Consider the following 16,658-nt stretch of genomic DNA (forward strand, 5'->3'; position numbering starts at 1 on the left):
TGGAATGTGACTGTTCATCGCTGTCTCTGCTTGGATCCAACAGGAGGGAATATCCATGAACGGCAATGCCATCTATCTCAGCAAGTACGTGTCTCGACGTCAAAATGGGATGATTATCGCGCCCCAACCCTATCTCGGTCGTAGCATCAATACCAAGGGCAGAGGCTGTCACATAGCGAACGCTCTTTTAAGCGCCGCTCAACTGGACGAGCCATTTACATTTCGCCTTCTGTCGCAGACAGAAAGCTTAGCCCGAAGAAATGTGGGTCCCAAATCGGTAGTGTGATCGATCCATTCAGACTTCGTCTTGTGAATTTCGAAAGTCTGCTCGAACGCCAGTGGGCCACCGTGTTCATCGCTCGCTCTGACCTAAAGGAAATTCGTGAGCAGCAATCTTGTACGTATTTCGGCAACAGGCGACATACGTTTGACTTCATCGTTGAACAATTGGATGGAACCCGCGTCGCGTATGCGGTGAAGTATGAAGAGGATGTCACGCCAGAACTCGAAGACATCCTCAAAGATATTGCCTCCGAACACGGCTCTTTAGTCGCCGATGAGTTTCGTATTCTCACTGAAAAGGATTTGAACCTTATTCAGCTGAATAATGCGCGACACATTCTCGACTGCGCCCTGGATTTCGATTTCGAAGCCCAGTCAATGGTCGAACAGTATCTCAATGATGCTCCTCGGTACCTCTGCCTTCAGCAAATCGCTGATGACACTGGTTTGGGATCGGATGGCTATAGAGCAGCGGTCGCAATGATTTTCTCAAGAAAATTGCGAGCAAATAATACTGAGAGGCTCAGCGGGTCTGTTCTAGTCGAAAATACCTTTAAAAAAGCCGCCTAAAATCCATTTGGGGCATTAATCCGTTTCTTAAGATATTCGGATTAATGCTCCAGGGATGGGCTAGCTTTGGGGGAAGCGTGATGGAAAATCGTTCGTTCCGTTTTGATCGCCATGATCGAATTATGATCGACAATGTGTCGTATCGATCAGAATCCAAGGAAAAGAACACGCATTTTCTCCAAGCCATTGTTGATGGTTTTATCGACGATTTTCTTACAGTTAAGACCGACCAGGACATCTCTTTATTGATGAAAAGCGGTCGTCTCCGCGTAGATGCCGGTTGGTTTTCCAAAACGCTGCATCTTCTACGCGTTCGTCACGACAACTCTAATCTGCGTGATCTCTCTGAAGACGACCTTCGCACTGTCGCCTGGAAGAAGGAGTGGTGCGTACGGTTTCTATCGGCGGCTGGAGCGAAAGATAAGCCCTGGCGTCCAAAGATGACGCCAACAGACATCCGGCAATTCATCGATAACATCAAGTCTGAAATGGACAGCTGGTATCTCAATGAATTCGGAATGCGCCGTAAGCCTGGACGTCAGAGAAAGGGGGAGATCAGGAAAGAATTCGACTATCCCGCTCCCAGCACCCTACGAGATTGGCTCAAGCTATATCGGCAAGCCGGATACAGGGCAGAAGCCTTCAGACCCCTTTATGAAAATTGTGGTAATCGGAATCAGCTTGATGAGCGTGTTCGTCAGATTGTTCAAAACGGAGTCGAGAGTTATTGCACTCTTAATCGTATCAAGATGGCTGACGTCTACGAAGACATAGAGGCTCAGCTATTCCTGCACAACAAGAAGCACGGTTCTGAGCTGCAAGTGAGCGACCGCACGGTGCGTCGCCACATTAATAATATTGATCCATTTAAGAGAGATGCGGGACGTTTCGGGGCCGATTATGCATTGCGCAAATATGCTCCTGTCGGGCGCGGAATTGTCCTCGAAAGCCCACTGGAGCGGGTCGAAATGGACGATTGGGAATTTGACCTGTTCGTCCTGTTGAAGACATCATCCGCATGGAAAAAGCTGGATTCCAAGCAAAAGAAACAGATCGAACGCGTTCGGGTCACCGTAACTGTCGCAATCGATTGTGTGACGCGTTGCATCGTCGGATTTCACGCGACGCCTGCCCCTCCGTCGACCGCTGGAGCAAAAACAGCTCTGCGCTCAGTCTTGCTCGATAAGACCAAAATTGCTGAACTCGCAGGAGCGAAGTCCTCGTGGGATATGTATGGACGTCCAGAATTTATTGTGACTGATGGCGGCCCTGTTTTTAGAGGCGAATTCGAGACAGCTGTCGCTCGCAGTCGGATGAACCGCAGTCTCCCCGACCAGGATCCCAGAATGCGAGGAACGATTGAATCCTTCTTTCGTTCATTCAAACGGCTTTGCAGATATTTTACAGGTCAGTCATTTTCCAATGTCATGGAAAAGGGCGATTATCCAGGTGAAGACTACGCCAGCCTGACCTTCGACGTGTTTTACCGCGCCGCAGTTCGGTACATCGTCGATGTATATCATCATCGCAAACATCGCGGCCTCAACAATGGTACCCCATTCAAAACGTGGGAGATTCTGACAACCCAGCGCGACAGAGGCATGGCACCTCCCTTGAATCAGGAGCAGATTGTTGAAGCATTCGGCCTCGAACACAAATCGAAGATTACGCGAAATGGCGTAACTATTAACTCCTTTAATTATGAGTCTTCTGATTTGACCAAGCTGCATCAGATCATGGGCGAGAAGGATGTGGTTTCGATCTTCGACCCGGACGATCTGGGAACAATCCTCGTCAGAGTTCCGAACAAACATCTGGACAGGTTCCACAATGTTTTTGGCAGCTATATCATCGGAAAGTGTACCGACGCAGCTGTTCATGGGCGCACTTATCTCGACCTTGTTGCCGGTAAGCGCGAAGTTCAGGATTTCCTCAAAGCGCAAGCGTTAGAGGGCAACCCCTACCGTCTGACAGCCCATAACGATTTTCAGGATCAATCGGCTCAGGCGCTCAAAGATGCCGGTATTCCAACCCATCAGTTGTCTCAAAAGAAATACGATCAGATCACGGCAGTCGTATCGCAGAAAACACGCGCCGCTTTAACGTCCCCCACCTATTCTGACGACCCAATGTCGGACGATGATCTTCCCGGCTCCGTAATCGCAGTATCGGCGCGCACGAAACCAAAAGCCAAGCCGAATGCCGATGATGGAAACGCGCAACCAAAAGAACGGCCAGCGCACAAGCCATTTAGCCAGAGCATGAACACTTTCGAGGATGATGATGACTGATCAAGGAAAGACCGACCTTCATGATTTCTCGGATGACGACTTTCTCAACGCGATTACTCAGAGATTTCCTTACAAACAACGCGCAATTCGCGATTCCCTGGAGAAAGTGAAAAGCGTTTATGTTCGCTCTCCGCGCGATAAGGTTCTGGAAAAGGACCTAGATCGATTTCTGGTTTCCATGCTCGCGAAACAGGGAGAGCGTCGAGACGACGGCAGAGCGCTTTTCATTACAGGTGAAAGCGGGGCGGGCAAAACCCGTATGATTGCTCAATTGCTGGAAAAGAATGAACTTCTCCAGCCCATGCAAACGAGTTTTGGCATAGTCAATCCTGTGGCAACAGTTCGCTTGATGGGACCGTGCACACTTCGCTTGCTAGGCAAAAACATCCTGGAGACAATCGGATATCCTATTCGCCAGAGAATGGAACAGGGCGAGCTTTGGGACATGCTGCCAAACCAACTTCGGCAGCGCCGTGTACTTCTGATTTACGTTGATGAAACACAGCACATGCTCCGGCATACCACAGGCGATTCAGAGCGGAAGAACCTTGCCAAGGCCTTTAAAGGCGTAATGAATTACGCTCCTTGGCCAGTCAGTTTTATTATGTCTGGAATGCCCGAAACTGTGGAAATGGCTCAACTCGACGAACAGATTGAACGCCGTTCCAGTTTCTGCAGAATCCCAGAAATCGAGATGCCCGAGGGGCGGCCTCTTATCGAGAGAATTCTCATTGAAATGACTTCTGTCATCGACATGGACGCGACCAAGGTCACGCAAAGTGATCTGCCAGAACGCATCGCACATACGGCCCGATACCAGTTTGGCCGAGTGACCCAGGTGGTGCTCGCAGCCATTCAAGTGGCTTTAGAAGCTGGTCGTACTTCGTTGGGGCGCGATGACTTTGCTCGCGCTTATATCCACCATTCTCAAGCGCGTGGTTACGACGAAATGAACCCGTTTTTAGTCGACGATTGGCAACGACTGAATCCGGGTGCTTTCTTGGTTGACAGCAGAGATTAGCCATGAAACAAGCCCTTAAGGAGCTGGCATGGCATCATCGACTGGAGGAAAGAGAACCTGCTATCGGTTTCGCATCTCGTCTAGCAAACCTTAACGGGAGGCCACTTGGTCGTTTCCTGCGCGATATGCATATTGTTCCGCGCAACCTGGATCGAAGTGACGAAGACGCAATAAAAGATGTTTCTGTCCTCGGCAATGCCAGCTTCCTTGCTTTACTGAAATACTCCCCGCGTCACGTGGACGATCATTTCTGGCAAGTGGGTTCACAGAAACTGAAACGCCTGACCGTCAATCGTACATATTTCAGTGTTTGCCCGGACTGCATTCAAGACGATATTGGACGGTTTGACGGACCCAAGAGCGCGCGTCCTTGGCTACGCGTTTCATGGATGCTGTCGCACTATCGTATGTGCAACGCGCACCAACGATTGTTAGTATCCTTACAACCCTGCCGCAAACCATTCGAGCCATTCGACTTCTCGATTACGATTGCCGACAATTGGTCTTACATCCAGAAAGCTTTGCCAGCGAAGCCGCTGGCGAGGTCCCCGTTTCAGGATTGGTTCACCCGGAGGTTAGACGGGATTGTCGACCGGAATAACTGGCTCGACGATGTAGAACTGTATGCCGCCGCTGAATTTTGCGAAGAACTGGGGCTCTCTGCGCTTTACCCGTCGAAAGTTCGATCCACAGATCTCCAACCAGAAGATTGGATTGTTGCCGCTAACGAGGGATATCAACTTGCAAGTGAAGGTAGCGTGAGCGTCGAAAATCTCTTGAAGGATTTAACGGCGAGAGAAAAGCGCTCCAAGGGTACGTGGGGAGCCAGAGATACCCTCGGCAGAGCGTATGGTCTGTTGCAGAAGCACCATAAAAATTCGGCTTATGCAAAATTTCGGGATTTATTCGCAACTTTCACAATCGAGAATATTCCTATTAAGCCAGGCGTCACGGTGCTCGGTCACAAACTCGACGTCCGAAAAGTCCATACGATTCACACTTCCGCCCTTGCGTCAGGTACACACGCTCTGACTATGCGAAAGCTGTTCGAGCGAGAAGGCTTCGCACAAGATCAAGACAACCTGGTTGATCATCGAACGACAGTCGAAGCCGAACAAATTCAGGAAATCGTCGAGAAGCTAAAAACGGCCCTCTCCGCCCCACAGGTTGAACGGATCACAGGTATTCCAAAGTTACATCTCAGAGCCTTTATCAGTCTCGGTTATCTTTCCACGATCACTGGCTCGGAAAAACGCAGTTACGCGAAGCATCGTATTTCACCCGACGTCATCGAGCCCTTCATGACCAAACTGTTCGCTAACGCTGTCGAGGTTGACAACCCAACGCCGCGACAAGTGCCCATTTCGACGGCCCGCCTGATGGCTACTGCACGATTGGAACAGGTGCTGACGCTCATCATGGAGGATAAGCTGAAATGGAAAGGAAGGCCGCCCGGAGAGCGGAACTACAATACGCTTTTGCTGGACGCGGACGAGATCACACAGCTCGTTCGCGGTGATGAAGAAAGATCAGGATTAACTAAAATCGAGCTGCTGGATTTCATTCCGGGCATCGCGCGAGAAGCAGTGAACCCACTAATTCAAGCTGGCGAATTGGAGGTCGTTGAGGAGTTCAGTCCGGCCGCCAGGAGATTGGTGCCGGTCATCTCTAGAAAAAGCGCGGACGAGTTCAAACGGAAATACGTATCGCTTGGTGAACTCTGCCAAGAGACTGGGTTGCACCACAAGCAAGTCCGATCTTCACTCAGAAAAGTCGGTGTCTCAGAGGCCTTGGATCGTGAGAAATTTAGGTGCTTTTTCTATTTTAGAGATGCGGTTGAAGTGGAAGACGGCATTCAATCATAATCACCAGCCTCCTTCGCCTCGTGGTAATTAGCTTTCAATAAAAACACAGAATCGGATAAGGATTTCTGCTCGCAGGCAGGAATTAAATGAGCGCATAATGATCGAGATTTTTAATGGTGTTAAAGGCGAATGGCAGACAATCCCTGCTGTGGGGTTGCCAGCTGGTTATTCGATTAAAGTTTTTGTACCTTCTGGGAAAACTATCGATAGTGTGAGAAACGCTACGTATCGTGCCATAAAAGGCGACAAAGTACTTTATGAGGGTAAGATCAAAAAGCGTGCCGAATTAAAAATACAACAAGACGATGTGGACCAACGTCGTAAAAATGACGACGATCCAAACGAACCCTTAGGCGGACCTAGAATTAAATGATCTTACTGGCTAGGTACGCCATTTTATTCTTCTTAAAATAATCAATGGTTTCAGCACTCAAAATCCCAGCATCAATTCCTGATACTACATCGGGGTGATCCAGATCCAACAAAGCACCCATTCCAAATTCAGCTTCGATTTTTGTTCCATGATCTATAAAATCGCGGATTGCCTCTAGGCGCTTCGCATATTTCTTACCCTTGAAGCCAAAATGCTTCTCCCAGGCTTCGAACAAAGATTTAGTCGAAGTCACATCAGATGTTTCCGCAGCAAGTTCCATCGTTGCTAAAAGTGATTTCTTCTGTTCTTTACGTGTAGGAATATACATAGCTCTAATCCATATTTTTATAGACTAATACTACCTCAGATACCTGTCGGCGCAATATACCTGTATCGCAAACGACCTCAAAACCGTGATAAGGAAATTCAACAACTGATAAGGTGTTCTCAAAATACGGAACTTTGGTTCCGTTAGATACGGAACTTTGAGTCCGAAAAAATGACCCAAAAAAATATCACAACAAATTCAGTATCTTGCAGATAGGGCGATGCGGAACTTTGAGTCCGACGACACGTTTGTGCGCGGACGCAAAGTTCCGTACTTAGGAACCAATGTTCCGTAATCGATATAGGAATATCAATCGGTTACAGAAAAGCATGATCGATACCGTTCTGGACACGCTAACGCGTGTCCAGAAATGGCAATAAGAACAAAAAGTGAAACAATCGGAATGGTAGTACCAAACAAGGATCACTACCGAATTTGTAAAGGGAATTATCCCACGCCATCAGGCAACCCATAATCGCAGATTTTGAGTGAATACCGTGAAGTGCAGTTCATTCAGACGACTACCTGCATGATTTCGCAGTTCACGTACAAGAATCCTTCTGAAGACTTATCATTTGGCTCAAAATTTTTTCGGAAGATTCTTTAGCAATCGTCATCTGACGACCAATGCAGGGCCTTGACGTAACTAATATATCCATTATTCTGGATATATGGAAAAAGAAGAAGCCATAACCGCATTAGCTGCCCTCGCCCAATCGACACGACTCGATGCATTTCGGCTGTTGGTGAAACATGAGCCTGACGGTCTTCCTGTCGGAGAACTCGCTCGGACGTTGCATGTTCCTCAGAACACGATGTCTGCACACCTGGCGACATTGTCTCGCGCTGGGCTTGTGAAAGGCGAACGTCAGAGCCGTTCGATCATCTACCGCGCTGATCTCGACCGATTTCGCGAACTGACCCTTTTCATGATCAAGGACTGCTGTGGGGGTAGTGCTGAACTCTGCGCACCTCTTATAAAAAACCTGACACCCTGTTGCGAACCGAAAACGGCCACCCAGTAACACAAGGCCGCTCAATTCGGCCTTCCACAAACGGACTGATGTAATGAGAGACCAGATATATAGCGTGCTCTTCTTGGGCACGGACAACTTTGCACGTTCAACTTTGGGCGAGGTAATCTGGAATTTGGAGAATAACTGATGTCCACATTCGAACGTTATCTGACTGTCTGGGTGGCTCTTTGCATTGTCGCTGGCGTAGCTCTGGGCCATTTCTTTCCGACACTATTTCATGCAATCGGATCTGCTGAAGTCGCCAGGGTCAACATTCCAGTCGCTATTCTCATCTGGCTCATGATCATTCCGATGTTGCTCAAGATTGATTTCAGCGCCTTGAGACAGGTCACTGAGCACTGGCGTGGCATCGGCGTCACGTTATTTATCAATTGGGCCGTCAAACCATTCTCTATGGCGCTTCTCGGTTGGCTATTTATCGGCTGGTTGTTTCGCCCTTATCTGCCTCAAGACCAGATCGACTCCTACATTGCCGGGCTGATTATTCTGGCGGCGGCCCCTTGCACGGCAATGGTATTTGTCTGGTCCAACCTGACCAAGGGCGAGCCGCATTTCACGCTGTCACAGGTCGCCCTGAACGATGCGATCATGGTTGTCGCATTTGCCCCTATCGTCGGGCTACTGCTCGGACTGTCGGCAATTACTGTCCCATGGGATACGCTCGTCTTGTCGGTTGTCCTCTATATCGTCATCCCGGTAATCATCGCGCAGATCCTGCGCCGAAGCATTCTCGCCAGCGGCGGACAACGAGCCTTCGATGCAATGCTCAGAACGCTACAGCCGCTGTCCCTGATTGCGCTTTTGGCGACACTTGTTCTGCTATTCGGGTTTCAAGGAGAGCAGATCATCGCACAGCCCATGATCATTGCAATGCTGGCCGTCCCGATCCTCATCCAGGTCTATTTCAACTCTGGCCTCGCTTATCTGTTGAATCGCATTTCAGGCGAGCAACATTGCGTCGCCGGTCCCTCGGCTTTGATTGGTGCTTCAAACTTCTTCGAGCTGGCAGTAGCAGCCGCAATCAGTCTTTTCGGCTTCTCATCTGGCGCAGCACTTGCAACGGTGGTTGGCGTTCTTGTTGAAGTGCCTGTCATGCTCTCCGTTGTCTGGATCGTGAACCGTTCCAAGGGCTGGTACGAACGCGGTGCCAATCAAAAGCCAGTCACCGAAACAGGAAAACTCTGATGTCAGTTACGATCTATCATAATCCGAACTGTGGCACGTCTCGCAACACATTGGCTATGATCCGTGCCAGCGGCAAAGAGCCTGTTGTCATCGAGTATGTGCAAAATCCGCCTTCGCGAGAACGACTGGTCGAACTGCTCACTGCAATGCAGATGACGCCTCGCCAACTTCTTCGCCAAAAAGGCACGCCCTATACCGAGCTGGGATTGTCAGAGCCGAAATGGACTGATGATGAACTGGTCGACTTCATGATGGCGCATCCTATCCTGATCAATCGTCCAATCGTGGAAACGCCACTTGGCACCAAACTGTGCCGTCCGTCAGAACTGGTTCTCGACATTCTGGAAAACCCGGTGTCGTCATTCACCAAAGAGGACGGAGAAGTCATCACCTATCAAAGAAAGTCGCGCTGACATGGACCTGCCGAACCTCGACCAGAATTCCTTCGCATTGCCCGACCTCGATGCTCTACGTGCCGACTTTCCAAAGCATAAGCCTCGTATCCTTTTGCTCTATGGCTCACTTCGTGATCGTTCCTATAGTCGGTTTCTGACGCTGGAAGCGCAGCGCCTGCTCGATGCGATGGGTGCTGAAACGCGTGTCTTTCATGCCAATGGTCTTCCTTTGCCAGACGATGGTTCAGCAGAGCATTCGAAGGTTCAGGAATTGCGCGAGGCAATGCTTTGGTCAGAAGGGCAAGTCTGGACCAGTCCCGAACGTCATGGAGCCATGAGCGCGGTCATGAAATCACAGATCGACTGGATTCCATTGCCGGGTGGAGCAATTCGTCCGACGCAGGGCCGAACTCTGGCCGTGATGCAGGTATCAGGTGGATCGCAGAGCTTTAACGCTGTCAACCAGATGCGTATTCTTGGGCGCTGGATGCGAATGATCACCATTCCAAACCAGTCATCCGTCGCAAAGGCATGGCAGGAATTTGACGACTCTGGACGGATGAAACCCTCATCATTCTATGATCGCGTGGTCGATGTGATGGAAGAACTGATGAAGTTTACACTTCTGACGCGTGGCATCTCGGATCATCTCACAGACCGATATAGCGAGCGCAAGGAAGAAGCGGCCAAACTCGAAAAGCGTGTTTCGTTAAAATCAATATGAGCGCTGTCGGTCGCCCTGCTGGCAGGAGGCCTCCTGGCTCCCTGGTTAGGCAAATGGATTGACCGTTACGGCGCAGGTCGCATCATGACGATAGGTTCGATACTGGCCGCCGTCGCTCTCATACTGTGTTCGCTTTCTTCAAATGCTTTGGTGTTTGCAGGCGCGCTAACGATCATCGAAATCGCCGCAAACCTCCTCCAATATGGAGCAGCCTTCGCATTATTGGTGCAACTAGCGCCAAATGTTGCCCAGCGTAGCATCACCTATCTGACACTGATTGCTTGCTTTGCCTCGACAATTTTCTGGCCCATCACAACAACCCTTCAGCATTGGCTCAACTGGCAACAGACCAATTTGCTGTTCGCTTGCCTCCAGTCGTTTCTCTGCCTGCCGGTACCTTATGTACAAACCTCAACTGTTTCGCTTTCTGATCGGCTTCGCTTGCTGACAGCACTCGATGATGATGGACCGCTAGCGCTAAACATTGTTGCCAACTCGTCCGTAATACAGACGAACCAATGGCGGCAATCGCCGCGCTCTATTTCTCAGGTGAGATCGTATTCAATTTAACTGAGAGGATACAGCCGGAAACACGCGTTTCCAGAACCTGATCCACCTTCAAACTTAGAATACGGAACTTTGAGTCCAACGACATAAAGCAAATAAGAAAAGCCCGCATCATGGGATGATCTTCTTCATTTTGATTACCGATAAAGAATAATATTTTCACCAATACTAATTGTTTAACAAGGCAAAATAATTCAAGAAAATCCGGAACGAAATTTCTATTTATGCATTCTGCTTAAGCAACCGAACGTATAAAGGAGATAGTTATGTTCAGAACTACACTTCTGACGACGACGTGTGCATTGCTGATTGGCGGAGCAGCTTATGCTCAGACAACGGCGCCTGCACCTGCTCCCGCAGAGCCACCAGCGGCAGCAGAGGAAATGCCGGTGTCGTCCAAGGACATGTTTGGCAACCCCACGTCAGGCGAGACCGACAAGGTGGGTTTTCTTGAGCCGAAAGACGGCCAGCTTCTTGTCTCCTCCTTCATCGGACAAAGCGTTTATGAAAGTGATGCAGCCGACGCCAAGACTGTCGGTAAGCTGAACGACCTCATCGCCAGCCCAGAAGGCGAAATCGAAGCCGCAGTGATCGGCGTGGGCGGTTTTCTGGGAATCGGTGAAAAGGACGTTGCCGTCAGTCCGGATCAGCTACAGCTTGCTACGCGCAGCGATGGTAAAAAATGGCTCGTCATCAAGGCAACCAAGCAGCAACTGACCGATGCACCGGCATTTGACCGCTCGAAGCTTTTTGCAGACGGTGTTGCCGATCCCGCTGCGGCAAAGGAGACTAATGCCCCGGCGGCTGATGCTCCGGCAAGCGATACGGCTCCCGCATCGCCGCCGCCGGCCCAGTAGTATCGTCTCAATATTCGATAAGGTAAGTCTACCCCGGCCTCTTGGCCGGGGTTTTGATACAATCAATCATCAATCACGATTGAAATCTTCACATGACTGCTTTAATTACTGCTAGAACACAATAAAGGCATCACAGCACAGCGCTCATCCCTCATCAGGTTAATCTTAGGAAAGTCTATTGTCGGAATTTTTTATTGCTCATCCATGGGCGGAAACGCTTATGGCGCTCGGGGGATTATTTCTTTCAGCTTTCATTGCAAATTTTCTGATCAAGGCGATTCTGCTCAAACTGCTTGATCGTATTGTCCAGAAGACCTCATTCGGACAGGATGAAGAGCTCAAAAAGCACGGCGTCATCAGCCGTCTTGCCAATATCGTTCCGGCCTTGATCATTGCCTCCGGGATCATGGCTGTGCCCGGCTTGCCAGAGGGCGCGATCACCGTCATTCGAAATGTTGCGATAGCCTTCATCATTCTAACGCTGGCCTTGGCGGTTAACTCGGTGTTCGGGCTTATCGATACGCTCTATCACCGCCGCCCGGAGGCAAGATTCCGCCCCATGAAGGGCTATATTCAGGTCACCAAGCTGGCGGTCTATATCATCGCGATAGTTCTCATTATCGCGACATTGCTGGACAAATCACCGGTTATCCTTCTTTCGGGTGTCGGCGCCATGGCCGCAGTGCTGATCCTCGTCTTTCAGGATACGCTGCTTTCACTGGTCGCCAGTATGCAGATCGCTTCGTCAAACATGGTCCGTGTTGGCGACTGGATCGAAATGAAGAACCTCGACGCCAACGGCGATGTCACGGAAATCGCTCTCTATACCGTTAAGGTCCAGAACTTCGACAAGACGATCACCACAATTCCGATCCGTAAGCTCATCACAGAGCCGATGAAAAACTATCGCGGTATGCAGGAATCCGGTGGGCGACGAATCAAACGCGCGCTTTACATCGATCAGAACACAATTCGATTCCTGTCGGATGACGAACGGGCCAGACTTGGCACGGTTGATTGGCTGGCGGATTATCTGCCTAAGAAGGCCAAGGAAATCGCCGAGTGGAACCAGAAGTTAGGCGACCGCGCCAACAACCCGGTCAACAGGCGCCAGTTCACCAACATCGGTACGTTTCGCGCCTATGTGGACAATTATCTGCGCAATCATCCCGGTGTGCATAAAGGCATGACGTTGCTGGTGCGCCAGATGGACCCTACGCCTGAAGGCCTGCCGCTTGAAATCTACTGTTTCACGAACACAACCGTCTGGGCATCCTTCGAACAGATCCAGTCGGATATTTTCGATCACCTTTATGCAGTTTTGCCAGAATTTGGCCTCAGCGCCTTCCAGAACCCGAGCGGCAACGATTTTCGCAAGCTTAGGATCAGCGCGCCTGTCGGACAGCTTCAATAACTTTGGCGTTGAGGCGTTGAACATTGTAGTGCGTGCGTGAAGGTGTCAGGCCAAGACGGACTACGGCAAGATGCATCGATGGAACAATCATCACGCTTTGCCCGTCATGCCCTGACATCCAGAATGCATCTTCCGGAATGCCGTCCTGACCGGCTTTCACACCCGCAATCTGCAGCCAGACTTGTGCGGAGCCGTAGCGCCCTTCGGATTCCAGTGTGGGTTTGCGCATAAATGAAATGAAGTCTGGTGGCAGGACGGGCTTTCCATAAAGGTTCCCGCCATCAGCGAGAAATGCACCAAGGCGCGCCCAATCGCGGGCGGTTGCGTACATATAGGATGAGCCGGCAAAGACGCCTGACGCATCCGTCTCCAGAATGGTGCTGCGCATGCCTAGCGGGCCGAAAAGCGCAAGTCGAGGATAGGAGAGAGCCTCTTCACGGCTGTTAAAGCTATCCATGAAGAGCTTTGACAAGATGCTGGCAGTTCCACTGGAATAATTGAACTTCGTGCCCGGCGCCGATTCCAGTGGCAATGATGCAGCAAATCCGGCCATATCGGTCTCCAGATAAAGCATGCGTGTGACATCAGCCACGGTGCCATAGTCTTCATCGAATCGCAGTCCGCTATTCATCGCCATCAGGTTTGCGAGGGAAATCTTCGCCCGCTCATCGTTCTTCCATTCCGGCAACAGCCCGGTGCTTTCCATTGTCATCCGCCCCTCGGCAATGCGCATGCCGATCAGCGTCGCGATGACGGATTTGGTCATGGACCAGCCCAGCAAAGGCGTATCCGCGTTGAAGCCCGAAGCGTAATTCTCGGCAATCAGTTTGCCGTCGTGGATAACGGCAATCGCCCGCATACCCGGACCGGCCAAAGCTTGATCCTCGATCACAGCCTGTACTTTCGGATCGGTCTCAATCTGGATCGGCTCCGCCGGTACCTGTGGACTGGTCGGTAGCTCCAGCCGCAAATCATCCTTGTGAATATTCGCGCATCCGAGTGCTGGCCGATAAGCTGCGGTACCTGGTGCGAAGAAGCCGAAAATCCGCACTGTCACGCTGCTGCTGTTCTTGTCTATGGAAATATTCAGAAATCGTAGCAGCGGATTGCCCGGCGCCTGAACATCATCTGCAAGGACAATATCAGCGTCCCGATTTGCAATGAAAACGTTCGAGCAGACGATCTTGGCGGCATAACCGGTGCCGACACGCAATAGTTCAGGCGGCCTGATCGCCAACCAGAGAATTACTCCCAGTACGATGGCAAGCAGAAGACAAACGACAGACTTCAGAATGCGCTTCATGCTGCCCCTCGCAAATAATCGCTAAGTCGGATCATACCAAGCCAAGATAGTTTGCCAACTCCCGGGCGGCGGCCCCGCCTGCCCTGTTTGCACCAATAGTTGACGCCGACGGGCCATAACCAACCAGATGTATCCGGGGATCGGCCGCCACTTGTGTTGCCAGACGACCGGTTATGAGGATGCCACCTTCCGCATTGCGCAATTGCAGCGGTGCAAGATGATCGAGCGAACTGCGAAATCCGGTGCACCACAAAATCACATCGAAGGATTGTTCGATTCCGTCGTCCCAGCGAACACCTGTTTCGGTGATTTCGCTGAACATTGGTAAACGGTTGAGCACGCCCCGAGCTCGCGCCGCTTCGATTGCAGGTGTCAACGGCAGGCCCGTCACCGAAACAACCGATCCCGGCGGCAAGCCCCGGCGTACTCGCTCCTCAACCAAGGCTACGACGGCACGGCCCAACTCTGGCGAAAACGTCCCTTCCCGAAAAGCAGGCTCTTTGCGTGTGACCCATACGGTTTCCGTCACGCGCGATATTTCATCCAGAAGCTGTACAGCCGAAATGCCTGCACCGACGACCAGAACGCGTTTGCCCCTGAAGGCTTCTGCCGTCTGATAATCACGCGTGTGCAACTGTTGGCCCTTGAATAGTTCCGCACCCGGATAGGGTGGGATATAAGGTGACTCCCACGTGCCCGTCGCATTGATGATCCCGCGAGCGGAATAATCTCCGTGATCCGTCTCCACACGAAGCCGCTCACCGCGGTCGCAAACAACTTTCACAGTCACGGGACGATGCACGGGAAGGTTGAATGCATCCTCATAAGCGCGGTAATATTGCGGGACGGCAACCGACGCGCGCACCTCGCCATTGGTCGTTTCGACAATATCCTCGAATTTCATACCAGGGAGATCGTGAATGGCGTTGGCAGTTCTGAGCGTCAGAGAAGGCCAGCGGAACTGCCATGCTCCGCCCGGTCCTGCGGCCTTGTCGAGAACCACGAATTGCCGTTCGCCGACGAGGCCGAGCTTGCTCAAATGATAGGCCGATGAGAGCCCCGCCTGCCCTGCTCCGATGATCACAATATCAACCTTGCGAGCGATCTTGACATGGACATTGTCTGTTGGTTGCTGATCAGCGGGCTGTATATCTGACATGATGCGCGATAAGCTTTTCGAAATATGATCCGTATCCGTAGATATGTACTGGACGACGTCGCTAAAAGTCCGTCTGCTAGATCGTGACGCTACGTAGTCGCTTGTTGCGCCCTTCCCATATACTCACGACCAGCATGATAATCGTCGTTAATACGCCCATTTCCAGTAAATCCACCGCGTAGCCGACCGGAATTGCTGCCAGCAGTGCCAGAACACCGAAGATATGTGATACCGGAATGACGCCGTACACGTCCTTCTTATAGATGGCGCTACCGATCAAATAGATCGCAGGCCCGGCCACAAGAACAAGAACATATGCCGTTTTCAACGGATCGTGCGGGTGGGCCATTACAAGATCATTTCCAACTGCGGTCGCAATGATCCCCGCAACCAGAAGAGCGTGGACATAATGAAAATAAGCACCGATGCGCCCTGGATCAGCCGAATGGGTGATTGTGTCTGTTGCATCCTTGCTGGAAGTACCAAAGTAGAGCCACCACATCGCAAGCGTGCCCAGAAATGTGGCCAGCAGAGCCGACATGAGGGCCAAATTCCAGGTCTCAGCATTTGCAAGTGTGGCGCCGGTAGCCAAAACCGTTTCGCCGAGCGCCACGATCACGAACAACTGGCAACGTTCCGCCAGATGCCCACCCTCGATAGTCCAGTCACTGGTATGGGAGCGTCCAAGACCCGGCAGTGCAAAACCGAACATCGGCGATAAATATTCGCAAAGCACGGCTATAAGCCAAAATACCATACGAGCTTCATGTTGGACGAAACATCCGGCGATCCAGAAGACCGCGGCAATAGTGAGCCAACCGAGCATTCGCCGATAATTGGCACCAAGCGGATGTTTTCGACCGAGCACAAACACCACATAGGCGGTCCGGCCAACCTGCATTGACACATATGCCAGTGCGAATATCCAGCCTTTGTCCGCAAAGGCTCCGGGAATTGAAGAGGCTATAACGAGGCCCAGCAACATGACGCAGAACAAAAGGCTGCGTATCTGTGGTGTTTCAGGGTTGAACCAATTGGTCACCCAACAGGTATATTGCCAGCCCAGCCATACCGCGAACCACAGGGTCAGCGTTTCGATAACACCGGTCAGCGTCAGATTATGCAAAAGCTCGTGGCTGAGTTGCGTAACCGCGAACACATAAACCAGATCGAAGAATAGTTCTTCGAATGTAACCCGTGCATGGTGCCCGTCTCGTTGTCTCAAAAGCGGATGCGCGGTGACGGCAGAAGCTGTATTCATGCGAATGTGCCTTCCCCTCAAACGGC

General features: G+C 51.1%; 15 protein-coding genes and 1 pseudogene. 12 read left to right on the forward strand and 4 right to left on the reverse strand.

The annotated features are described in order from the left end of the window. The first annotated feature begins 282 nt into the window (after positions 1 to 282). The 5 genes from FIB18_RS14005 (at position 283) to FIB18_RS14025 (ending at position 6,402) form a co-directional block, all read left to right on the forward strand. Entirely contained in the window at positions 283 to 852 is a 570-nt protein-coding gene (locus FIB18_RS14005) for a PDDEXK family nuclease (protein WP_140021302.1), read from the forward strand. A gap of 80 nt (positions 853 to 932) precedes the next feature. After that, on the forward strand, positions 933 to 3,143 hold the full coding sequence (locus tag FIB18_RS14010; protein ID WP_158295710.1) for a Mu transposase C-terminal domain-containing protein: 2,211 nt from the start codon (positions 933 to 935) through the stop codon (positions 3,141 to 3,143). Then, positions 3,136 to 4,164 (forward strand): ATP-binding protein, encoded by a 1,029-nt coding sequence (locus tag FIB18_RS14015; protein ID WP_158295711.1) that lies wholly within the window; start codon positions 3,136 to 3,138, stop codon positions 4,162 to 4,164. The genes FIB18_RS14010 and FIB18_RS14015 overlap by 8 nt, the downstream gene beginning before the upstream one ends. A 2-nt stretch (positions 4,165 to 4,166) precedes the next feature. Next, on the forward strand, positions 4,167 to 6,029 hold the full coding sequence (locus FIB18_RS14020) for a TniQ family protein (protein WP_140021305.1): 1,863 nt from the start codon (positions 4,167 to 4,169) through the stop codon (positions 6,027 to 6,029). A gap of 97 nt (positions 6,030 to 6,126) precedes the next feature. Then, positions 6,127 to 6,402 carry a hypothetical protein gene (locus FIB18_RS14025; protein WP_140021306.1) on the forward strand — a complete coding sequence of 92 codons (276 nt, stop codon included), beginning with the start codon at positions 6,127 to 6,129 and terminating at the stop codon, positions 6,400 to 6,402. Here the strand turns inward: FIB18_RS14025 and FIB18_RS14030 are convergent. After that, entirely contained in the window at positions 6,395 to 6,730 is a 336-nt protein-coding gene (locus FIB18_RS14030; RefSeq protein WP_140021307.1) for a hypothetical protein, read from the reverse strand. The genes FIB18_RS14025 and FIB18_RS14030 overlap by 8 nt on opposite strands. A gap of 671 nt (positions 6,731 to 7,401) precedes the next feature. Between FIB18_RS14030 and FIB18_RS14035 the strand changes: the two genes are divergently transcribed. From FIB18_RS14035 to FIB18_RS14065, 7 genes and pseudogenes are all read left to right on the forward strand, one after another. Then, entirely contained in the window at positions 7,402 to 7,755 is a 354-nt protein-coding gene (locus tag FIB18_RS14035; protein WP_140021308.1) for an ArsR/SmtB family transcription factor, read from the forward strand. 138 nt (positions 7,756 to 7,893) lie between these two features. Beyond that, a complete protein-coding gene (gene arsB, locus FIB18_RS14040; RefSeq protein WP_140021309.1) occupies positions 7,894 to 8,952 on the forward strand; it encodes an ACR3 family arsenite efflux transporter in 1,059 nt (352 codons plus the stop codon). Beyond that, the gene (gene arsC / locus FIB18_RS14045; protein WP_140021310.1) at positions 8,952 to 9,365 is read left to right on the forward strand and encodes an arsenate reductase (glutaredoxin); all 414 of its coding nucleotides are present in this window, start codon (positions 8,952 to 8,954) and stop codon (positions 9,363 to 9,365) included. The genes arsB and arsC overlap by 1 nt, the downstream gene beginning before the upstream one ends. Position 9,366: 1 nt before the next feature. After that, positions 9,367 to 10,071 (forward strand): arsenical resistance protein ArsH, encoded by a 705-nt coding sequence (gene arsH, locus FIB18_RS14050; protein ID WP_168436469.1) that lies wholly within the window; start codon positions 9,367 to 9,369, stop codon positions 10,069 to 10,071. After that, positions 10,072 to 10,467: pseudogene (locus FIB18_RS25205) on the forward strand (arsenite efflux MFS transporter ArsK); the annotation flags it as partial. A gap of 437 nt (positions 10,468 to 10,904) precedes the next feature. Next, a complete protein-coding gene (locus FIB18_RS14060) occupies positions 10,905 to 11,495 on the forward strand; it encodes a PRC-barrel domain-containing protein (protein WP_140021311.1) in 591 nt (196 codons plus the stop codon). 220 nt (positions 11,496 to 11,715) lie between these two features. Beyond that, positions 11,716 to 12,909, forward strand: a complete 1,194-nt coding sequence (locus FIB18_RS14065) for a mechanosensitive ion channel family protein (protein ID WP_407921861.1) — start codon at positions 11,716 to 11,718, stop codon at positions 12,907 to 12,909. On the opposite strand, the gene FIB18_RS14070 is transcribed toward FIB18_RS14065, so the two are convergent. From FIB18_RS14070 to FIB18_RS14080, 3 genes are all read right to left on the reverse strand, one after another. After that, the gene (locus FIB18_RS14070; protein WP_140021313.1) at positions 12,881 to 14,212 is read right to left on the reverse strand and encodes a serine hydrolase domain-containing protein; all 1,332 of its coding nucleotides are present in this window, start codon (positions 14,210 to 14,212) and stop codon (positions 12,881 to 12,883) included. The two genes, FIB18_RS14065 and FIB18_RS14070, sit on opposite strands and share 29 nt — an antisense overlap. A 31-nt stretch (positions 14,213 to 14,243) precedes the next feature. After that, positions 14,244 to 15,371: an NAD(P)-binding domain-containing protein gene (locus tag FIB18_RS14075; protein WP_174977434.1), complete on the reverse strand. Its 1,128-nt coding sequence runs from the start codon at positions 15,369 to 15,371 to the stop codon at positions 14,244 to 14,246. 76 nt (positions 15,372 to 15,447) lie between these two features. Further along, positions 15,448 to 16,632 (reverse strand): low temperature requirement protein A, encoded by a 1,185-nt coding sequence (locus FIB18_RS14080; RefSeq protein WP_140021314.1) that lies wholly within the window; start codon positions 16,630 to 16,632, stop codon positions 15,448 to 15,450. Positions 16,633 to 16,658 lie beyond the last annotated feature (26 nt).

Origin of the sequence: Brucella pecoris (assembly GCF_006376675.1) — a bacterium.
In the GTDB taxonomy this organism is placed as follows: domain Bacteria; phylum Pseudomonadota; class Alphaproteobacteria; order Rhizobiales; family Rhizobiaceae; genus Brucella; species Brucella pecoris.

Bases quoted from the DNA above. Each gene is read 5' to 3' on its own strand.
- FIB18_RS14010 (WP_158295710.1), top strand. From the start codon at position 933: ATGGAAAATCGTTCGTTCCGTTTTGATCGCCATGATCGAATTATGATC.
- FIB18_RS14015 (WP_158295711.1), top strand. From the start codon at position 3,136: ATGACTGATCAAGGAAAGACCGACCTTCATGATTTCTCGGATGACGAC.
- FIB18_RS14020 (WP_140021305.1), top strand. From the start codon at position 4,167: ATGAAACAAGCCCTTAAGGAGCTGGCATGGCATCATCGACTGGAGGAA.
- FIB18_RS14025 (WP_140021306.1), top strand. From the start codon at position 6,127: ATGATCGAGATTTTTAATGGTGTTAAAGGCGAATGGCAGACAATCCCT.
- FIB18_RS14030 (WP_140021307.1), bottom strand. From the start codon at position 6,730: ATGTATATTCCTACACGTAAAGAACAGAAGAAATCACTTTTAGCAACG.
- FIB18_RS14035 (WP_140021308.1), top strand. From the start codon at position 7,402: ATGGAAAAAGAAGAAGCCATAACCGCATTAGCTGCCCTCGCCCAATCG.
- arsB (WP_140021309.1), top strand. From the start codon at position 7,894: ATGTCCACATTCGAACGTTATCTGACTGTCTGGGTGGCTCTTTGCATT.
- arsC (WP_140021310.1), top strand. From the start codon at position 8,952: ATGTCAGTTACGATCTATCATAATCCGAACTGTGGCACGTCTCGCAAC.
- arsH (WP_168436469.1), top strand. From the start codon at position 9,367: ATGGACCTGCCGAACCTCGACCAGAATTCCTTCGCATTGCCCGACCTC.
- FIB18_RS14060 (WP_140021311.1), top strand. From the start codon at position 10,905: ATGTTCAGAACTACACTTCTGACGACGACGTGTGCATTGCTGATTGGC.
- FIB18_RS14065 (WP_407921861.1), top strand. From the start codon at position 11,716: ATGGCGCTCGGGGGATTATTTCTTTCAGCTTTCATTGCAAATTTTCTG.
- FIB18_RS14070 (WP_140021313.1), bottom strand. From the start codon at position 14,212: ATGAAGCGCATTCTGAAGTCTGTCGTTTGTCTTCTGCTTGCCATCGTA.
- FIB18_RS14075 (WP_174977434.1), bottom strand. From the start codon at position 15,371: ATGTCAGATATACAGCCCGCTGATCAGCAACCAACAGACAATGTCCAT.
- FIB18_RS14080 (WP_140021314.1), bottom strand. From the start codon at position 16,632: ATGAATACAGCTTCTGCCGTCACCGCGCATCCGCTTTTGAGACAACGA.